Origin of the sequence: Sphingomonas sp. SKA58 (genome assembly GCF_000153545.1) — a bacterium.
In the GTDB taxonomy this organism is placed as follows: Bacteria; Pseudomonadota; Alphaproteobacteria; order Sphingomonadales; family Sphingomonadaceae; genus Sphingobium; species Sphingobium soli.
Genome location: NZ_CH959306.1, coordinates 539,449 through 558,246 on the forward strand (window position 1 = coordinate 539,449; position 18,798 = coordinate 558,246).

Consider the following 18,798-nt stretch of genomic DNA (forward strand, 5'->3'; position numbering starts at 1 on the left):
TATTTTAGCTTATCCGAAAAAACAAATCATTGGTATTGATCCTTTCGACCGCCTAGACCCATGTTCATATTCAAGGAGAAGCGCCCATGGTGAAGAAGCTCTACCCCGATGCTGCGGCTGCGCTGGACGGGCTGCTGTTCGACGGGATGCAGATTTGCGCGGGCGGCTTTGGCCTGTGCGGCATTCCAGAGCGGCTGATCGACGCCATCCGCGATGCCGGGGTCAAGGATCTGACCATCGCGTCCAACAATGCCGGGATCGATGGCGAGGGGCTGGGCAAGCTGCTGCGCACGCGGCAGGTGAAGAAGATGATCTCCTCCTATGTCGGGGAAAACAAGGAATTCGAACGGCAGTTTCTGGCCGGCGAACTGGAGGTGGAGTTCTGCCCGCAGGGGACGCTGGCCGAGCGGTGCCGTGCTGGCGGGGCGGGGATTCCCGGCTTCTACACCAAGACCGGCGTTGGCACGCAGGTGGCCGAGGGCAAGGAAGTCAAGAGCTTCGACGGGCAGGATTATATATTGGAGCGCGGCATCTTCGCCGACATCGCGATCATCAAGGGGTGGAAGGCCGACGAGAGCGGCAACCTCATCTTCCGCAAGACCGCGCGCAACTTTAACCAGCCGATGGCGACGGCGGCCAAGGTCTGCATCGCCGAGGTCGAGGAAGTGGTGCCGACCGGCAGCCTGGACCCCGATGCGATCCATCTGCCCGGCATCTACGTCAAGCGAATGATCGTAGGGGCGCCCTATGACAAGAAGATCGAGTTCCGCACTGTGACGGAGCGGGAGGCGGCGTGATGCCCGCAAGTATGCGGCTTGGCGCGGCGTTCCTCGCTTTGCCTCTGGCGGCCTGCGCGAGCGTGACGAGCGCGCCGCCCGCGCCCGTTGCCGCCGCTCCCGCCAATCCGCCGGCGGGAATGCAATATCTCTACGGGTCGGGTGAAGGCGCGGCGCTGTCGGTTCAGGCCTGGCACGGGCTGCTGGGCTATGTCGCGGCCAAGGTGAAGGCGCGGCCGTCCGAAAGCGTGGTGCTGGCGCAAGGCGCGAGCCTCAACGCGCCCTCATTCGTGCCGTGCGGCGACAAGCCACTGGCTGCCGTATTCGACGTCGACGAAACGGTGCTGCTCAACATCGGCTATGAATATCATGATGCAACAAGCGGCAAGGGCTATAACGCCGCCGACTGGGACGCGTGGGAAAAGACGGGGGAGGGCGCGGTCGCGCCGGTGCCGGGCGCGGACCATGTGCTTGGCGCGCTGCGCAAGATGGGCGTAACCGTGATCTTCAACACCAACCGGTCGGCCGCCAACGCCGATGCGACCGCGCGCGCGATCCGCGCGGCGGGGCTGGGCGAGGCGGTGCATGGCCAGACGCTGTATCTGAGCGGCGACGACGCCATGGGATCACGCAAGGACGGCCGCCGCGCGACGATCGCCGCCAAATATTGCGTCATCGCCATGGGCGGCGACCAACTGGGTGATTTCTCCGACCTGTTCAATGCGGGGCAAGCCGTGCCCGCGCGCCGCGCTGCGACCATGACCCTGCCGATCGCCGGCATGTGGGGCAATGGCTGGTTCGTCATGCCCAATCCCGTCTATGGCAGCGGCCTCAAGGGCGGGTTCGACGACATATTTCCGATGGACAAGAGGTGGGCGCCCGAAGGACGTCGGCCATGATCGGCTTTCGCAAGAAGGCGGAGCATCCGGGTGCCATAAGAATCTCTGATAACTCTGAGCTCGGTGCTGGTGCATTTGAATTAGCTCGGTTCTGGGTCAACCCGGATGAAGGCCGCTCATATGTTTTGGTGGGCATGTTGGATAAGTGGAGGCCAGAACTGCTGGGTTCTTTGCTCACGGAAAGCGTTTGTACCGCCGCGCAGGCTTATGCTGCTGTGGGTCAAATTTCTGAAGACGAAGCCCTTCGCCGTATCTGGCAGGGGTTTGATGAGGAACGCGCGAGGCTGAGTGCTGAGCCTGCGAAGGAGGATAACTGATGCCCTGGACTCGTGACGAGATGGCCGCGCGCGCGGCGAAGGAACTCAAGGACGGTTTCTACGTGAACCTGGGCATCGGCATCCCGACGCTGGTAGCGAACCATATCCCGCAAGGCGTCGAAGTGACGCTCCAGTCGGAAAACGGGATGCTGGGCATCGGCCCCTTCCCATTCGAGGGCGAGGAGGACGCCGACCTGATCAACGCGGGCAAGCAGACGATCAGCGAGCTGCCGCAGTCGGTCTATTTTTCCAGCGCTGACAGTTTTGCGATGATCCGGGGCGGGCATATCGACCTTACCGTGCTGGGCGCGATGGAAGTCGCGGAAAATGGCGACATCGCCAACTGGATGATCCCCGGCAAGATGATCAAGGGCATGGGCGGCGCGATGGATCTGGTCGCGGGCGTCAAGAAGATCATCGTCGTGATGGAGCATACGTCCAAAAATGGCGATCCCAAATTCATCCCGGCCTGCACCCTGCCGCTGACCGGCACTAATGTCGTCGACATGATCGTCACCGACCTGGCGGTGTTCCAGCGCCCCGACCATGATAGTCCGTTCAAGCTGATTGAGCTGGCGCCGGGCGTGACGGCGGAGGAAGTCGCTGCTAAGACGAGCGCCCATTATATCAGCTAAGGGCACTCCATGAGCCTCGACGGCACCTATGACGACGCGAATATCTTTGCCCTGATTTTGCAGGGCAAGATACCGTCGACCGCGCTGTATGAGGATGCGGACACGCTGTCCTTCCTGGACATCATGCCGCAGACGCGCGGCCATGCGCTGGTGATTTCCAAATGGTCGAAGGCGCGGAACCTGCTGGAAATGGAGGACAAGGCGCTGGCCCAGGTGATGGCGACGACGAAAAAGGTCGCCACCGCCATCCGCAAGGCGCTGAACCCCGACGGCATCCAGATCGCGCAGTTCAACGGTGCGCCGGCCGGGCAGACCATTTTCCACCTGCACGTCCATATCCTGCCGAGATGGGAGGGCGACCCCAAGGGCTTTGCCGCCCATGGCGCGGGCGGCAAGGCCGATCCCGACGCGCTCGAAGCGCTGGCGCAAGAGATACGCGCGCAGTTCTGATGCAGTCCGCCTGCCTGTCACATCTGAGCGGCGGACGCTGAGCCGATGGCCCTGCGTCCCTTCAACGCCCCTGGCGCGCGGCTGGCGCTGCGCACCAAGCGGGCCAGCCCCCGCTTCGATGGCGCGCGTGGCGACAGTGAAGTGGTGCTGGACGTGTCGCGACTGCTGTCGCGCGCTTTCCACCCCGCGCCGACCGGGATCGACCGGGTCGAATATGTCTATGCCCGCGAATTGCTGGAGCGAATGCCCCATCGCCTGTCCTTCGCGGCGGTGCATCCCGCTGGCGGCTATTATGGGCGGTTGAGCAATGCGGCGGTGCGCCAGTTCCTGGCCTTTACCGCAGCCAAGTGGCGCAATACGCGCAGCGACGCGGGCGGCGAGGGCAAGGCGGCGGTCATCCGCCATATGTTCGCGACCCGGCCGCGCCCGGTGCCCAAGGCGAAGGGGCCGCGCATCTATTTGCAGGTGTCGCCGCACCATCTGGACGACGCGGGCCAAGTGGGCGCGATCCTGCGCGCGGAGGGCGCCAAGTTGGTGACGCTGGTGCATGACGTCATCCCGTTGAGCCATCCCGAATATGCCCGGCCGCAGGGTGCGGACGAGCATCGCCGCCGCGTGCGCACGATCGACCGCTATGCAACCGGCATTATCGGCAACAGCCAGGCGACGATCGATGCGCTGGCGCCGCATCTGGGCGCCGGACTGGACGGTCGGGTTGTGCGGGTCGCGCATTTCGGCGCGGACGCGCCCGACATATTCGGCGCGCGCGACGAGTCGCTGCCCAGGCGGCCCTATTTCGTCTATATTTCGACGATCGAGCCACGGAAGAACCATCTGCTGCTGCTCACCATCTGGCGGCGGCTGGTGGAGGACATGGGCGACGCGGCCCCGGTGCTGGTGCTGGTCGGACGGCGCGGCTGGGAAAATGAGAATGTCATCGACATATTGGAGCGCGCGGACATTTTGCGCGGCCATGTGATCGAGGCGGGCGAAGTGTCCGACAACCGGATGCAGGCGCTGGTCGCCAATGCCCGCGCGATGCTGATGCCGTCCTTTGCCGAAGGCTTCGGCATGCCGGTGGTCGAGGCGCTGGCGGCGGGCGTGCCGGTGATTTGCAGCGACATCATCGCCCATCGCGAAGTGGGTGGCGATGCACCGGACTATCTGGATCCGCTGGACGGGCTGGGATGGATGCGGGCGATCTGCGCCTATGCGCAGGCAGATTCGCCCGAGCGCGCGGCGCAGCAGGCGCGCATCAGCGCGTGGCGCGCGCCGACCTGGCGTGACTATTTCGACATAGTGACCGACCTGATCGAGGAAGTAACGGCCTCTGTTCCTTGACCTTTGCATCCCCCCTGCTCCAAGGGTGAGGCATGACGATGCGGCGCGCTTTGGGACTGGAACGGGACGGATGCGCGATCCCGGTCCGTCATGGCGCATGACCCCGTTTCTGCGATCCCCGCCTTTCCCCAATGTCGACCCGGCTGTCGCCGCCGTCTCCCTGCCTGCCGATAGAACCGCCGCGGTTCATGTCACCGAGGGGATGCTGGACCAGCTTCGCGTCGCGCGCGTGGGCGGTTGCTTCTGGGGCGCGCGGCCTGATCCGGTGCGGCGGCTGGTGCGGGTGGGAACGCCGCTGGACGCGCGCGTTTTTGTCGAAATGGACTCGGATCAGATCGGCCTGTTGCCCGGCAAGGGCGCGGCCCATGTGGCGGGACGCATGCTCCCCGCTGACTGCGACCCGTGGCACATGATCGAAGGCGCGCAGGCCATCCATGCCGGTGCCGAGGATGAATGGTCGCTGATCGCCGGGCTGATGGGCGTGCCGGTGATCGGAGCGGATGGCGTGGCGGTAGAGCCAGCGCGGCTGCACACGGCGCTGCGCGCCCGGCTGACCGCGGTGCAGTATCGCGACCCATTTTCCGGTGGGACGATCGATGTCACGCAGGCGATCGCGCAATTGGCCGACTGGCGACGACATCTGGACGGCAATCGCGGCCTATCGGCGGCGAGCGGCATGGCCTTCTGGAAGCGCGAGGCGATCCGGGCCTTTTTATGGGACGGCGAGCGATCGCCGCCCTTTGTGTCGGCGCGGCGCGGCCTGCGCAAGGCGCAGCGCGAGGGCGGGGCGCTGGCGGTCTGGCCTTCGCGCGTGCCCGCCGCCATCGTCGCACAGGCAGAGGCGGAGGGCATTCCCGTCGCGCGGGTGGAGGATGGCTTCCTGCGTTCGCGTGGCTTGGGCGCGGCTCTCCATCCACCTGGCTCCATCGTGGTCGACCGCAGCGGCATTTATTATAATGCGCTCGGCCCCAATGACCTGGAAAAGCTGCTCGCGACGCAGGATTTTTCGCCCGCGCTGGTCGAGCGGGCGGCGCGGCTGCGCGCGCGCATCTGTGCGTCGGGCGTCACCAAATATGGGGCGCAGGGCGGCGGGCTGCCCGCCTTGCCGAAAGGACGGCGTACCGTGCTGGCGGTGGGCCAAGTGGACGATGACCTGTCGGTGCGGCTGGGCGGCGCAGGGGTGGTCGGCAATCTCGATTTTCTCCAGCGCGTGCGACGCGCCGAACCCGATGCCTTCATCCTCTATCGCCCCCATCCCGACGTGCAGGCCGGGCATCGCAAGGGCCACCTGACCGATGCGGCGGCCCTGGCCCATGCGGATGCGATCGACAGCGGCGGATCGCTGATGGACCTGGTGCAGGCCGTCGATGCGGTGCATGTGCTTTCCTCGCTCACCGGGTTCGAGGCGCTGATCCGGGGTCGCGCGGTGACCGTGCACGGCATGCCCTTCTATGCCGGCTGGGGCCTCACCCGCGATCTGGCAGAGCCAAGCCCCCGTCGTGGGCGACAGCGCACCATTGATGCGCTTGTCGCTGCAGCACTCATTCTCTATCCCCGCTATCTCGATCCGGTGACCGGATTGCCTTGTGGGCCTGAAGTGATGGTGGAGCGTTTAGCCAATGGGTCGACGCCGCCTGTGACTTGGCTTATCAGGGTGCGGGCCATGCAGGGGAAGTTGCGCAGATTTATGACTTTGGCCGCAGAGTTTTTTCATGGCTGATCCGCAGGTTAAGACCTTTCTCTTCCTGCAGGGACCGCACGGACCCTATTTCGCGATGCTGGCCGACGCCTTGCGGGCGCGGGGGCATCGCGCCCTGCGCATCAACATCAATGGCGGCGACAAGGTTGACTGGCCGGGAGAAGCCGCGGATTATCGCGGGACCTTCCGCAACTGGCCGCTCTTCTTTGACGATTTTATCGTCAACCACGGCGTTACCGACCTTATCCTCTACGGCGACTGCCGACCCTATCATACATCGGCCCATGGCATGGCGCGGCTGCGCGGATTGCGGGTGCATTGCATGGAGGAAGGCTATATCCGGCCCGACTTCCTCACATTGCAGGATGACGGGGTGAACGGCAATTCGACGCTGCCGCTCGATCCGCAATGGTATCTCGATCAGGCGGCTGGCCTGCCCGAGCGGACCGAGCCGCTGCCGCCGGTGCCCTCGACATTCCAGGCGCGGGCGCGCAACACGATGCGCAATGGCCTGTCGTCGGCGCTGATGCGGCCCTATTTTCCCTATTATCGCACGCACAGGCCGCATAGTTTCATCCTGGAATCGGTCGCCTGGTGCTGGAAGCTGCTGATGGGACAGCGCGAGGCGGAGCGGTCGGCCGCGACATGGGAGGCGGTCAAGGGCCAGCCCTATTTCACCCTGCCGCTGCAGCTCAATTCCGATTATCAGATTCGCGTCCATTCGCCCTTCGGCGACATGCGCGCGGCGCTGCGCTTCGTCATCAAGAGCTTTGCCGAACATGCGCCCCAGGGCGTCGCGTTGCTGGTCAAGCGCCATCCGCTCGATCCGGGACTGGTCGGCTGGGAACGGCTGACGCGCAAGCTGGCGGCCCATTATGGCGTCGGCGATCGGCTTCATTATCTCTCTGACTGGGACATTGCCGAGGTCGTGCAGACATCGCTGGGCGTCGTGACGGTGAACAGCACGGTGGGCACGCTGGCGCTTAACAGCGCCAAGCCGGTCGTGGTGCTGGGCCACGCGGTCTACAAGGTGCCTGGCATCGTGCATCACACCAGCCTCGACAGTTTCTGGGGTGCGCCGCGCCAGCCCGACATGACGCTCTATTCCGCGTTCCGCCGTGTGCTCGAGGATCGCTGCTTGATCCGCGGCGGGTTGTTGAGCGACGAGGGCTTGCAGATGCTGGTCGACAATGCGGTCGAGCGGCTGGAAAAGGACCCGTCCGAAGTGCTGCCCCTGACCCGCCCCGCGCGTCGCCGGCGGCGCGGCATGGACGTGGTTCACGGCAGCGCGGCATGAGGGCGGCGTGGTGAATCGCGCGAATTCAAAGTGATTGGCTATCGGCCCTTCAAAGTCGGCTTCGCGGGGCTTCGGGCGGGTTAACGCCATCTACATGTCTGGCGGATAGGGCGGAACCATGGCGTTGTCATGGACTGACCTGGGACTCATTCTTGCAGCGAGCCTGTGGATGGCCGTGCCATTCCTGCTCGCCTTGTGCCTGTGCGTGCTGGTGGAGATGCTATTTCCGAGCGAGGAACTCAGCTTGCGCGATCGGCTGCCAGGCGCTCTCTTCGTCCTGGCGCTGCCGGTGTCGGCCGCGTTCATCGTGCCGCCCTTTCACGCCTTCTGGCGCTTCATCGAATGCCCGATCCTGATCGACCTGCGGTGGATGCCCGACTGGTTGCTGCTGACGACGCTTATCCTGCTCTGGGACTTTTGCAATTATTGGGAACACCGGTTCGAACACCGCTTCCTGTGGTCGTTCCACGCCGTGCATCATGCGCCCACGCAGCTACATGCAGCCCATACTTATGCACACCCGGTGCAGTTGATCTGCCAATTCTTCTTCAAGATCCTGCCCTTCAGCCTACTGGGACTGAAAGGCGTCGCCGTGCCGGCATTGGCGGTGGTCATGGTCGCTTTCTGGAATTTCTTCATCCACGCTTCGACCCGGCTTCATGTCGGGCCGTTGCGCTGGCTGCTGGTCGATAACAGGTTCCACCGCATCCATCACAGTGTCGAGACGCGGCATTTCGACAAGAATTTCGCGCCCGTCTTTTCGATCTGGGATCAACTGTTCGGCACCGCCCATTTTCCTGCGCCGGACGAACATCCTGCAGTGGGACTCGAGGATGTGCGGCCGCCGCGCTCCTATTTCGACCTTCTCGTCATGCCCGTTCGCAGGGCCGAACGGAAGATAGCGGCGGGAAGCGTCGTTGAGTCCTTTGCCGATGTGTCAGAAACCCGCCCGGTCGCGCGCTCAGCGGCCTGACGGCCGTCAGCGGGATGACGCGGGCGCATGGATACCACAGCCAAGCGCCTGGATGTCAGGAGGAGGAAAATCTGGATGCCCGATGAGGATTCGAACCTCAATTGACGGAGTCAGAGTCCGTAGTCTTACCTTTAGACGATCGGGCACCGATCGTAAGCGGTTTCCCGCTCGGGAGGCCGCAGATAGGCGGCGGCAGGCGGGTGGTCAAGTGCTTTGTTTGGGCTGGTGCAAGCGCGCCCAATCGCGACGGCTTCAGCCCAGCGACAGCAGCTTGCGTCGCCGTTTGGCTTTCTTGTCGAGGCGGTCGGCGCCGATCACGGTGATGGTCGCGCGACGGTCCTTGAACTCGGGCGATTCCATGATGGCGCGCAGCATGTCTTCCTTGGTCATGCCGTTGGCGATGAGGGCGCGATGATGGTCGAGGCCGGCGGGATCGGCACGACGGCCCAGTATCTGGATATAGAAGGCCTCAATGAAGGCGTCGCCGTCGAGCGCAAGAATGGCCGGCAGATCGACCGTCGCGGCCGGCGCGAGATTGAGCGCGACCGGACCGCCACTTGCGCCAGAAGGCGCCGTGCCGTCCTTGGCTGCGCTGTGGCGGCGGAGCATGTCGCCATCTTCAATCCGGGCGATCAATTGGTCGCAAATGTCGGACCGGTCGAGCAAGCCGGTGGCGAAGGCGAAGAGGTCGCGCGACCAGTCGTCCCAGTCAGCCCCGTCCTGTTCCACCACGCGCGCCTGTTCGCATTCGACGGCCTGGCGCACGGCGTCGGGCAGGTCGCTGTCGTTGAAATAGAGAAAGACGCCCTCCACCGCGCTGAAGGTCGCGAGGATTTCGCGCGTGGCAGGGATGTCGCGGGCGACCACCGGCTTGCCGAGCGCCAGCGCGTGCATCACCGACAGGCCGAAGCCCTCATAATAAGAAGGCAGGATGATGACGCTGCTGGACGCGAAAATCTCGTTCATCTCGACGTCGGGAATGACGCCGGCGTGAAGTTGGCGCACGTTGGAGGGCATGTCATCGCCGCCCTTGCCCATGACAAGGACCGACAGGCTGGGGATGGCTTCGCCTAGGATACGGGCAGATGCGCTTGATGCCTTGTGCGCGAAATGATTGCCGAGCACCAGCGCATGGTCGCGGCGCAGTTCCAGTCCTTCATAGCGCGCCGCGTAGGCCGAGGGGCGGGTAGGCAGAAGGCGGGTATGGACCTGCGCGCCAAAGCGCCGGGGAAAGCGATGCCGGAATGTTTCTTGCGAAAACCGGCTGATGAAGAAGAGGCCGTTGGCGTTGCGCGCCACATAGGACCAGAGGGTTTGCACGTCATTGTCCGCGCGCAGATTGCCGCAGTCGAGCGCAATGACGTCGAGCATGCCATAGATATTGACCGGGGCGAGATGCTCCATGACGCTGATCTGGTCGAGTTCGAAGGGCTGGCCAAAGAAGATCGACACGGCATAGCCCGGCGTCGCATCGGTACGCAGCCGCACATGGTCCAGGCGGTCGATGCCATGGAATTCTGCGACGGACCGTTTGCAGATAATATGCAGTTCGAACCCGTCCTGCGGCTGGCGATCAAACCAGCGGACGAAGTTCATGATGAGTTCGTTGGTGCCATTGTGATGATGGCCGACGCTGAGCAGATTGAGTGCGATCTTGAGCTTGCTGTCGACAGTCGGCACAAGGTTCGCCATCTGGGCGATCGCGCGATATTCAGCCGATGCTTCATGCGCCCAGACCAGGGGCAGGAATTCAGGATGGCGCGCATCGATCATGCGCAGATTGGCCTGTTGCTGGCCCTTATAGTCAATGTCGTGCAGCTTGAAGGAGGCTGAACCGGCATGATAAGCGAAGGCGTGATTGGCGAGCACGGCGCGAAAGCCGACCTTGCCCGCCCGCATGACGAGGTCATTTTCCTCCTCATAGCCAACGCCGAAATCCTCATCGAGATAGCCGAAATTGGCGACCACCTGCCCTGAAATGAGCAGATAGAAGCCGACGGCGGTCGGCGCGAAGCTGTAGCGGGGAAGGTGCCGGTGTACCGATTCCCAGGCGATATGGCAGATTTCCGGCGTCGTCGCGATGCCCGACAGATTATGCGGCGCGGGCGGAAAGGTCGCTAGCGCGGCATTGTTGGAGCGCGGGCAGACGAAGCCGATCTGCGGGTCGGCATGCAGCACGGCCAGCATTTCCGACAATGTGCCGGGATAGGTCAGCGTGTCGCTGTTGACGAGCAGGGCAGCACGCCGGTCGCGGCGCGCCATCGCCAATCCCTTGTTGACGCTCCGCACGAAGCCGAGGTTTTCGGGATTGCGGATGTGGACGTCGATCAGGCCTTGGGCATGACATTGACGCAGATAGGCATCGACCGCCTGATCATCGGGCGAATCGTTGATCGCGATCAGGCGGGGACTGTGATCGCGGATCTCGTCGAGATTCCGGACAAGAGAATCCAGGCAAGCCCGGACCATGTCGACGTTTCGATAAATGGGAAGAATGATATCGAGCGTCATCGATGGTCCTGCGTGGCCTGCCCGGCGATTGAAGGATCAGCCAGCCAGGGCGGCGCGCGCCACCAGAGGACGCCACCAGTCCTGATTGTCCAGGAACCAGTTGAGCGTATCGGCAAAGCCCTGTGGGAAATCGCGCGAAGGTTCATAGCCCAGTTCGCTGCGGATCTTCGTTTCGTCGATCGCGTAGCGGCGATCATGGCCCTTGCGGTCCTGCACATAGGTCATGAGTTCGGCCGACGGGCGGCCGTGGGCGGCCGGCGCATCGGGGAATACCGACGCGAGTGCGGGATTGCGCGCAAAGGCTTCGTCAACGCCGCGACAGATTTCCTTGATAACCTCGATATTTGGCAGTTCCTGCCCGCCGCCGACATTATAGGTCTCTCCGATCCGGCCCTTGCGCATGATCAGTTCGATGCCGATGCAATGATCTTCGACATGCAGCCAGTCGCGGATATTCATGCCGTCGCCATAGATGGGCAGATTCTTGCCCGACAGCGCATTGAGCGTGAAGAGCGGGATCAGCTTTTCGGGAAACTGGTAGGGACCATAATTGTTCGAGCAATTGCTGGTCGTCGTTTCCAGGCCATAGGTGTGGTGATAGGCGCGCACCAGATGGTCCGACCCCGCCTTCGACGCGGAATAAGGCGAATTGGGAGCATAAGGCGTGGATTCGCTGAACGCGGGATCATCGAGTTCCAGCGTGCCATAGACTTCGTCGGTCGAGACATGATGGAAACGGTGGGGCCGGCCGGTGCCCTTGTCGAGCCAGGCGGCCTTGGCGGCTTTCAGGAGGCTGTGGGTGCCGATGACATTGGTGGTGACGAAGGCGTCGGGGCCCGTGATCGAACGGTCGACATGGCTTTCGGCGGCAAAGTGGACGATGGTGTCGACATCGTGATCGGCAATGAGTTGCGACACAAGCGCGGTGTCGCAGATGTCGCCTTCGACCAGGGAAACGTCCGGTACGTCTGCAATGTTGGCGGGGTTGCCCGCATAGGTCAGGGCGTCGAGCACGACGATCCCGTCATTGGGAGACACCTTGCGCCAGTGGCGGACGAAATTCGCGCCGATAAAGCCTGCGCCCCCGGTAATGATCAGATTGGCCATGTGCCTTCTCTTTCGCTCCCTAGCTGATCCGCGCGCCACCGATGGACGCAGGGATGATATGAAGATCCGCTTCGTCCAAGCGGTATATATATATGTCGACCGGATTTCGCACTTGCCGCAAAGTCGCGCTATTCGCAATTGCGATACGCCTCGAACAGTGCGTCTTTTTATCCTCTAGCCTGCGGACAGCATGACAAGGCCGACTCCCAGCATACGCGGATCGACCACGATGCCGTGAGATGCCGGGCTGACAGGCGCCTCATGCTGGAACTGGAGCAGAATATCTCCATTACCGATACAGGAAGGGGGGAGACGCAACCGGACAACCCGGTGCACTGCGTCAAGCTGATGAGATCCCAGAAAATAGCCGTTGGCGCTTATATCGACTTGGGGGCGGTCCATGCCGTCTGCCAGAAAGCAGAATAAAGAGAGACTAACCGTTACATAGCCGCCATGCCAGCGGTCGAGCGCGAAGCGCAATGCGTGGATAGAATTGCTGCCCCATACGCCCCAAGGTTCGCGCACATGCCAGCCGCTTGCAAGGTATACGTCGGGATCGGGCTCGCACGTTTTCGTGCCGGACCCGAAATAAACCGGGACATTGCGGGGAAGCACAGGGAAGCCCGCTGTCGACCATTGGATGGCCGCATCAGACCCGGGTGCGCCGTCAAGCCGGCGTGACAGGGTTTCCGCGAGGACCAACTCAACCAGATGCTGCACCTGATCGAGCTGACTGCTGCTATCCGCAAGCCTGGCCTCAATGGCGTCGAGGCGAGCGGCAAGCGCCGCTTCGGGGGACGCTGTAGATTCGTTCTTGTCGTCCGCGTGGTTCAAGAGGGGGTAGATCCGTTCAAAATGCGATCCTGATGGCGGGCAAAAGGGGCGCTGTCACGGTGTTTTTGTGCTGGCGACCTCATCCTTCGGGCATTTCGACGATGCGATGGGCCAGCCGTTCCGCTTCGCGCAGATCATGCGTCACATAGAGAATGGGCAGGCGCAATTCGTCGCGCACGCGTTCGATCAGGTGCAATATTTCCGCGCGGCGAGCGCGATCGACCCCCGTCAGCGGTTCGTCCATCAGCAGGAAGCGGGGGGCGGAGAGGAGGGCGCGGCCGATGGCGACGCGCTGCGCTTCGCCACCCGACAGAGTGGACGGCATGCGGTGGAGCAGGTGGCCGATGCCCAGAAAAGCCAGCACGTCCTCTTCCGACAGCGCGCCGCCCGGACGGCGACCGTAGCGCAGGTTTCGATCCACGCGCATATGCGGAAACAGGCGCAGGTCCTGAAACAGATAGCCGGCATGGCGGTCTGCGGCTGGCCGGTCGATGCCGCTCGCGCTGTCGAACAAGGTTTCGCCATCGATGCGGATATGGCCTTCATCGGGGGCGAGCAGGCCGGCGACCATGTTGAGGATGCTGGTCTTGCCAACGCCCGATGGGCCGGTCAGCGCGATCAGACGCGCGTCGGCGATGCAGTCGAGCGCGATGGTGCGGTCGCCCAGGCGGCGGCGCAGGCGCAGGTCAAAGGACATGGGGCATGCGTCCCTGCGTCGCGCGGCGGGCGAGCAGTTCCGAGATTAAAAGCGCGCCTAACGACAGCAGCACGGAAATGATCGCAAAGCGGCTCACGGCGGCTTCGGCGCCGGGCACCTGAAGCGCGGCATAGATGGCGATGGGCAAGGTGCGGGTTTCGCCGGGAATGTCGGATACGAAGGTGATAGTCGCACCGAATTCCCCGATCGAACGCGCGAAGCCCAGCATCGCGCCGGCAAAGATGCCCGGCAAGGATAGCGGCAGCGAAATGGACAGGAAGCGGCGCAGCGGCGAAGCGCCCAACGTCTGCGCCGCCTGTTCCAGCCGCCGATCGACCGATTCAATCGACAAGCGCATCGCGCGCACCATCAGCGGCATCGCCATGATCGCAGCGGCCAGCGCCGCCCCGGTCCAGCGAAACAACAAGGTGACGCCGAACCATTGGTCGAGCCGGCTGCCGATCGGGCCGTTGATGCCGAACAGCAGCAACAGCAGCCAGCCGGTGACGACCGGCGGCACGACCAGCGGCAGATGCACCAGCGCGTCAAGCAGCAGCTTGCCCGGAAAGCGCCAGCGCGCCAATATCCAGGCGAGTGCGAAGGCAATCGGCAACATGACCGCTACCGCGACCAAGCTGACCTTCAACGACAGGCCGATGACCGTCCAGTCCTGCGGTGACAGGGTAAAATTCATCGTCGGTGGTTGGGCGATTGCCGTTCGCGCGTCAAGCAAGCGCAACCATAATTAGCGCGGTTGCACTGCATCGGCGCGCTAGTGTAGCGCGCCCGGGACGATAGGCCCGTTTGGATGGGACAGCGCCATGAAATCTCTGATTGCCTTCGACCTTGATGGAACCCTGGCGCTGAGCAAGCAGCCGCTGGAATCGGATATGGCCGAGGCGCTGGCCGACCTGCTGACCGTCGCGCATGTTGCGGTCATTTCGGGCGGCGACTGGCCGCAATTCGACAAGCAGGTGGCGAGCCGCCTGCCGGCGCGCGCGGACCGGTCACGCCTGTGGCTGATGCCGACGACGGGGACCAAGCTGTATACATATGGCGCGGATGGCTGGTCGGCCGTCTATGCCGAATTGTTCGATGCCGCGCAGAAAGCGAAGATATTGGCGGCGTTCGACGCGGCGCTGGCCGCGACCGGGTTCGTGCCCGAGCAGATTTGGGGCGAGCGGATCGAGGACCGTGGCAGCCAGATCACCTTTTCCGCGCTGGGCCAGCAGGCGCCCATCCACGCCAAGGAATCGTGGGACCCCGATTTCGCCAAGCGCAAGCTCATTCAGGCCGATCTGCGTCAGCGCCTCCCCGGCCTGTCGATCAACATGGGCGGCGCGACGTCCATCGACATCACGCGCGAGGGCGTGGACAAGGCCTATGGCCTGCGCAAATTGCGCGATGCCAGTGGGATCGCGCTGGACGCGATGATGTTCATTGGCGACGCCATCTTTCCGGGCGGCAATGACTATCCGGCCAAGCAACTGGGCCTGGACACGGTGCGCGTGCGCGACCCGCAGGAAACGCTGGCGGTGATCGCCGCCATCATCGCCTGCCAGAAATAAGGCTTACGGTGCGCTGAACCCATAGCGCGCGAGGATCGCGTGGCCGGTCGGGGACAGGAGGAAGCGGCGGAAAGCCTCCGCATCCCGGTGCCGACTGCCGGCCAGGCGCGCCAGCGGATAGCGGATCGGCGGATGGCTGCCGGTGGGGAAGGCGCCGACGATCGACACGCCATTGCTGGCGCGCGCGTCGGTTGCATAGACGATGCCGAGCGGCGTCGCGCCGCGTTCCACCAGCGCCAGCGCGGCGCGTACATTATCGGCGCGTGCGACCTTGGGTGCGACCGAAGGCCAGACGCCCAGCGCGGTCAGTGCCGCCTTACCATATTTGCCGGCGGGCACGCTGTCGGGGTTGGCCATGGCGAGCCGGCCTTTGCCCAGTGCACGCGCGATCGGCATGTTGCGGCCGATACGCAGCGACACGCGCCTGCCGGCCGGGCGGACGAGGACCAGCCGGTTGCCGGCAAGGTCCGCGCGCGTGCCGCGCTTCACGAAGCCGGCCTTTTCCACATCGTCCATCCAGTCTTCGTCGGCGGACAGGAACAGGTCGGCGGGGGCTCCGGCGCGAATCTGTCGCGCGAGCGCGGAGGACCCTGCAAAGGAGAGGACGGGGCGCGGATGGCCGCGTGCGGCCCAGGCATCAGCCGCAGCGGTCATCGCCTCCTGCATGCTCGCGGCGGCGAGCAGCAACGGCCCGCGCTCCTGCGCGGCGGCGGGCGACAGGGGGGCGAGCAGCAGCGCGAGAAGCGCGAGGATACGGAGCAAGGGATTCGACATGCGCGCACTGTGTCCATGCCGGGCCTGAAAGCAAGGCAGGCGCCTCCACTTTTGTCCGGGCGCGGCATCGGCTAGGACCCGGGCCATGACCGTTCGCCGCAGCGATATCGCCTGACCATGGCCATTGTGCGAAGCCTGTGTGGGGAATGTGCCGTAGGCTGCGGAATTCGCGCCGTGACCGGCGAGGAACGCAGCCTGCACCTGGAGGGTGATTCGGCGCATCCGGCCAATGGCGGATTGCTGTGCGCGAAGGCGAAACGGCTGCGCGATGGCTGCGCGCTCGACGGGCGATTGCTCTATCCGCTGGTAGAGGGACGCAGGCAGGGCTGGGAGCGGACGATCGCGCTGCTGGCGCGGCGGCTGGCGGCGGTGTTGTCGCGCCATGGTCCGGGCAGCGTGGCGCTGCATGTCGGTGGCGGGATGCCGACCGAGGATTATTATGTCGCCAACAAGCTGATGAAGGGCTTTTTCGGGTCCGCGCATATCCATGCGCCCTGGCGCGGCGCGATCGATCGGTTGCACCGCGCGGCCTTTGGCGAGGACGTCATGCCGGCGAGTTTTGAGGATATCGGCAGCGCAGGCCTGATCCTGATGATCGGTGACGCAGTGGTGACGGATCATCCCGTGCTATTCGACCGGGTGCAGGCCATGCGAGCGGAAAGCGGCGTGCGCCTCGTGCTCGTCGCGCCGGCCGGGGCCGGGGACGGGCTGGACGTGGATCTGCACTTGCCCGTGGCGCAAAAGGCCATCGCGCCCTTGCTTGGCGGATTGCTGCTGCATGTCCATGATGCCGGCATGGGTCAGGCGGATGGGCGCCCGCCCGCACTGGCCCCGCCCGATTTCTGGCAATCGCTGCGCCCGGGCCATGACATCTGGTCGGTAGCGCGGACATGCGGGCTGTCGCCGCAAGGTGTGCGCGATTTCTATGATCTGTGGGCATCGCAGGATCGCGCCTTGTCGCTGTTCAGCGCAGAGGATGCGGCGATCTCCACTGCGATCCTGAACCTGCATCTGGTGACAGGGCGGATCGCCCGGCCGGGCGCGGGGCCGTTCGCGCTGGGGCGGGCGGCGAATGGGATGGGCGCGCGCGAGGTTGGGTGCCTGGCCGACACTTTGGCGGCGCATCGGGATTTTACGCCCGACAGCATTGTCGATGCGCAACGTTTCTGGGGCGCGCGCACCATGGCGCAGGCGCCTGGGCTGGAGGGCGAGGCGCTGTTGCAGGCGATCCGCGACGGGGCTGTGCGCGCGCTGATCAGCATTGGCGACGATGCAGGCGCTATGGACTGGCTGGCGCAGGCGCGGTCGGGTGTCGCCCTGTCGATCCGTGCCAGCACGTACGCGGACGCGGCGGCGGACGGGTGGACCGCGCTGCTGCCAGCTCCGGTCGGGATAGAGCAGGACGGGACGATGACCGCGCTTGATCGGCTGGTGAGCCGGCAGCGCCGCCTGTTCGACCTGCCGGGCGAGGTGCGATCCGGCTGGTATATGCTGACCCGGATCGCGCAGGCGATGGGATGGGGCGACGCCTTTCATTATGAGCGGCCGGCAGATATTTACCGCGAGCATGTGCGGCTGACCGCTTATGGCAATACCGGCGAACGGGTGCTGAACCTCAAGCGGCATGCGCCCATTTCCAACCCGGCCTATGCCGAACTCACGCCCTGGCGCTGGGGTGAGGTGCCGTTCGATGACGGGCGGTTCCCGACGCCCGACGGGCGGGCGCGATTATTGCCGCTTCAGCTGTCGTCGGACGCGGCGATGGAATGAAGATGCGCGAGAAGTGCGTCGCCATTGGCCTGCCAGGTAAAGCGCAGCGCGGATTCGCGGACGGCAGCCTGCGCCGGTGGATTGTCGAGGATCGCGCGGATGGCGGCGGCAATGGCTTCGGGATCACGCTCCACGATCCGGCCCGCTTCCGCCCGGTCGAGCAATTCGCGCGCGCCGCCCACATCGCTGATGACGATGGGCGTGCCGCAAGCAAGCGATTCGACCCAGGCATTGGCCAGGCCTTCTGATTCGGACACCAGCGCCATTACGTCCGCCGCCGCGAAAATGCGGGGCAGCTTGTGGTGGGGGACTGAACCCAGAAATCCGATCCGCCGCTCGACACCCAATTCCTGCGCCAGCGTTTCAAGCGTGCGGCGATATTGGCCCTGGCCCGCGAGCAGCAGCGTCACGTCGGGCAAATGCGGCAATGCGCGCACCAGCAGGTCTTGCCCCTTGCGCGGGATCAGCGCGCCGACGCTCAGCACGACAGGGCCGTTGAAATCCAGCGCAGCCTTCGCCGCCTGCCGATCGGTGAGTTCGAACGTGTCGAGATCGACCCCGGTATAATGGACGCGGATTTTGTCGGCATCGATGCCCATGCGCGCCATCGACCGGCGCATTGCGTCAGATACGGCGAGCAGGCCGGCCGCGTCATCAGCCGCCTGGCGCACCAGCTTGCGCGTCGCGGGCTGCGTGCCCCAATGATGAATGTCCGCGCCGCGCGCCTTGACCGAATAGGGGATGCCCAATGCCTTCGACAGGCGACGGGCGACCGGGCCGTCGGGAAAGAAGAAGCTGGCGTCGATGACGTCGAAGGGACGCTGTGCGTGCAGGCGGCGCACCAGCGGCAGGATCGCGCGCGTCATCGCGCCGACATTGGTGCGGCCGCCAATTTTCGGGATGGTGCGGAAGATCGGGCGATAGACGGAGACTTCGCGCCAGCGCTCCTTGCGCGGCAGTGCGCGCAATGCGGCATAGCCGGGGGCGAGCGAAAAGGGCCAGATTGGGATGCCCACCGGCGCGATGACGGTCACGTCCGCTTGCGGGCGGCTGGCCAGCTCGCGCGCCTGGCGTTCGACGAAGACGCCGAAATTGGGGCGGCTCATGTCCGGAAAGAGGGTCGAGAGCGTAAGGACGTTGAGTGTCATGA

At 64.4% G+C, this 18,798-nt stretch carries 18 protein-coding genes and 1 tRNA gene; 11 read left to right on the forward strand and 8 right to left on the reverse strand.

Features of this window, described 5'->3' with window-relative positions:
- Positions 1-86: 86 nt before the first annotated feature.
- The 9 genes from SKA58_RS03070 to SKA58_RS19090 all read left to right on the forward strand — a co-directional run bounded on the left by SKA58_RS03070 (position 87) and on the right by SKA58_RS19090 (position 8,387).
- Positions 87-797 carry a CoA transferase subunit A gene (locus tag SKA58_RS03070; protein ID WP_009820882.1) on the forward strand — a complete coding sequence of 237 codons (711 nt, stop codon included), beginning with the start codon at positions 87-89 and terminating at the stop codon, positions 795-797.
- On the forward strand, positions 797-1,675 hold the full coding sequence (locus tag SKA58_RS03075; protein ID WP_009820883.1) for an HAD family acid phosphatase: 879 nt from the start codon (positions 797-799) through the stop codon (positions 1,673-1,675). Before SKA58_RS03070 ends, SKA58_RS03075 begins: the two co-directional genes overlap by 1 nt.
- Positions 1,672-1,992, forward strand: a complete 321-nt coding sequence (locus tag SKA58_RS03080) for a DUF5076 domain-containing protein (protein WP_009820884.1) — start codon at positions 1,672-1,674, stop codon at positions 1,990-1,992. The genes SKA58_RS03075 and SKA58_RS03080 overlap by 4 nt, the downstream gene beginning before the upstream one ends.
- Complete coding sequence (locus SKA58_RS03085) at positions 1,992-2,627, forward strand: CoA transferase subunit B (protein ID WP_037542062.1); 636 nt, start codon at positions 1,992-1,994, stop codon at positions 2,625-2,627. Before SKA58_RS03080 ends, SKA58_RS03085 begins: the two co-directional genes overlap by 1 nt.
- Positions 2,628-2,636: 9 nt before the next feature.
- Positions 2,637-3,077, forward strand: coding sequence for an HIT family protein (locus tag SKA58_RS03090; RefSeq protein ID WP_009820886.1), 441 nt, complete (start codon positions 2,637-2,639; stop codon positions 3,075-3,077).
- Between the two features lie 45 nt (positions 3,078-3,122).
- Positions 3,123-4,418, forward strand: a complete 1,296-nt coding sequence (locus SKA58_RS03095; RefSeq protein ID WP_009820887.1) for a glycosyltransferase family 4 protein — start codon at positions 3,123-3,125, stop codon at positions 4,416-4,418.
- Between the two features lie 97 nt (positions 4,419-4,515).
- Positions 4,516-6,138, forward strand: a complete 1,623-nt coding sequence (locus SKA58_RS03100) for a capsular polysaccharide export protein, LipB/KpsS family (protein ID WP_037542502.1) — start codon at positions 4,516-4,518, stop codon at positions 6,136-6,138.
- Positions 6,131-7,414: a capsule biosynthesis protein gene (locus tag SKA58_RS03105; protein WP_009820889.1), complete on the forward strand. Its 1,284-nt coding sequence runs from the start codon at positions 6,131-6,133 to the stop codon at positions 7,412-7,414. The genes SKA58_RS03100 and SKA58_RS03105 overlap by 8 nt, the downstream gene beginning before the upstream one ends.
- 169 nt (positions 7,415-7,583) lie before the next feature.
- The gene (locus tag SKA58_RS19090; protein WP_009820890.1) at positions 7,584-8,387 is read left to right on the forward strand and encodes a sterol desaturase family protein; all 804 of its coding nucleotides are present in this window, start codon (positions 7,584-7,586) and stop codon (positions 8,385-8,387) included.
- A 72-nt stretch (positions 8,388-8,459) separates the two neighbouring features.
- On the opposite strand, the gene SKA58_RS03115 is transcribed toward SKA58_RS19090, so the two are convergent.
- The 6 genes from SKA58_RS03115 to modB all read right to left on the reverse strand — a co-directional run bounded on the left by SKA58_RS03115 (position 8,460) and on the right by modB (position 14,230).
- Positions 8,460-8,533, reverse strand: a tRNA-Gln gene (locus SKA58_RS03115).
- Between the two features lie 106 nt (positions 8,534-8,639).
- The gene (locus tag SKA58_RS03120) at positions 8,640-10,898 is read right to left on the reverse strand and encodes a glycosyltransferase (protein WP_009820891.1); all 2,259 of its coding nucleotides are present in this window, start codon (positions 10,896-10,898) and stop codon (positions 8,640-8,642) included.
- A gap of 36 nt (positions 10,899-10,934) precedes the next feature.
- Positions 10,935-12,005, reverse strand: a complete 1,071-nt coding sequence (gene rfbB, locus SKA58_RS03125; RefSeq protein ID WP_009820892.1) for a dTDP-glucose 4,6-dehydratase — start codon at positions 12,003-12,005, stop codon at positions 10,935-10,937.
- 174 nt (positions 12,006-12,179) lie between these two features.
- Positions 12,180-12,839 carry a hypothetical protein gene (locus SKA58_RS03130; protein WP_009820893.1) on the reverse strand — a complete coding sequence of 220 codons (660 nt, stop codon included), beginning with the start codon at positions 12,837-12,839 and terminating at the stop codon, positions 12,180-12,182.
- Positions 12,840-12,918: 79 nt separating this feature from the next.
- Positions 12,919-13,536: an ATP-binding cassette domain-containing protein gene (locus SKA58_RS03135; RefSeq protein ID WP_009820894.1), complete on the reverse strand. Its 618-nt coding sequence runs from the start codon at positions 13,534-13,536 to the stop codon at positions 12,919-12,921.
- Positions 13,526-14,230: a molybdate ABC transporter permease subunit gene (gene modB / locus SKA58_RS03140; RefSeq protein WP_009820895.1), complete on the reverse strand. Its 705-nt coding sequence runs from the start codon at positions 14,228-14,230 to the stop codon at positions 13,526-13,528. The genes SKA58_RS03135 and modB overlap by 11 nt, the downstream gene beginning before the upstream one ends.
- A gap of 127 nt (positions 14,231-14,357) precedes the next feature.
- On the opposite strand from modB, the gene SKA58_RS03145 reads away from it, so the two are divergent.
- Positions 14,358-15,104: an HAD-IIB family hydrolase gene (locus SKA58_RS03145; RefSeq protein WP_009820896.1), complete on the forward strand. Its 747-nt coding sequence runs from the start codon at positions 14,358-14,360 to the stop codon at positions 15,102-15,104.
- A 3-nt stretch (positions 15,105-15,107) separates the two neighbouring features.
- Here the strand turns inward: SKA58_RS03145 and modA are convergent, their stop codons facing one another.
- The gene (modA, locus tag SKA58_RS03150) at positions 15,108-15,878 is read right to left on the reverse strand and encodes a molybdate ABC transporter substrate-binding protein (protein ID WP_009820897.1); all 771 of its coding nucleotides are present in this window, start codon (positions 15,876-15,878) and stop codon (positions 15,108-15,110) included.
- Positions 15,879-15,995: 117 nt separating this feature from the next.
- Here modA and SKA58_RS03155 point away from each other — a divergent pair, with 117 nt between their 5' ends.
- Positions 15,996-17,648 (forward strand): molybdopterin-dependent oxidoreductase, encoded by a 1,653-nt coding sequence (locus tag SKA58_RS03155; RefSeq protein WP_037542064.1) that lies wholly within the window; start codon positions 15,996-15,998, stop codon positions 17,646-17,648.
- On the opposite strand, the gene SKA58_RS03160 is transcribed toward SKA58_RS03155, so the two are convergent.
- On the reverse strand, positions 17,618-18,796 hold the full coding sequence (locus SKA58_RS03160; RefSeq protein ID WP_037542066.1) for a glycosyltransferase: 1,179 nt from the start codon (positions 18,794-18,796) through the stop codon (positions 17,618-17,620). The genes SKA58_RS03155 and SKA58_RS03160 overlap by 31 nt on opposite strands.
- Between the last annotated feature and the right edge of the window lie 2 nt (positions 18,797-18,798).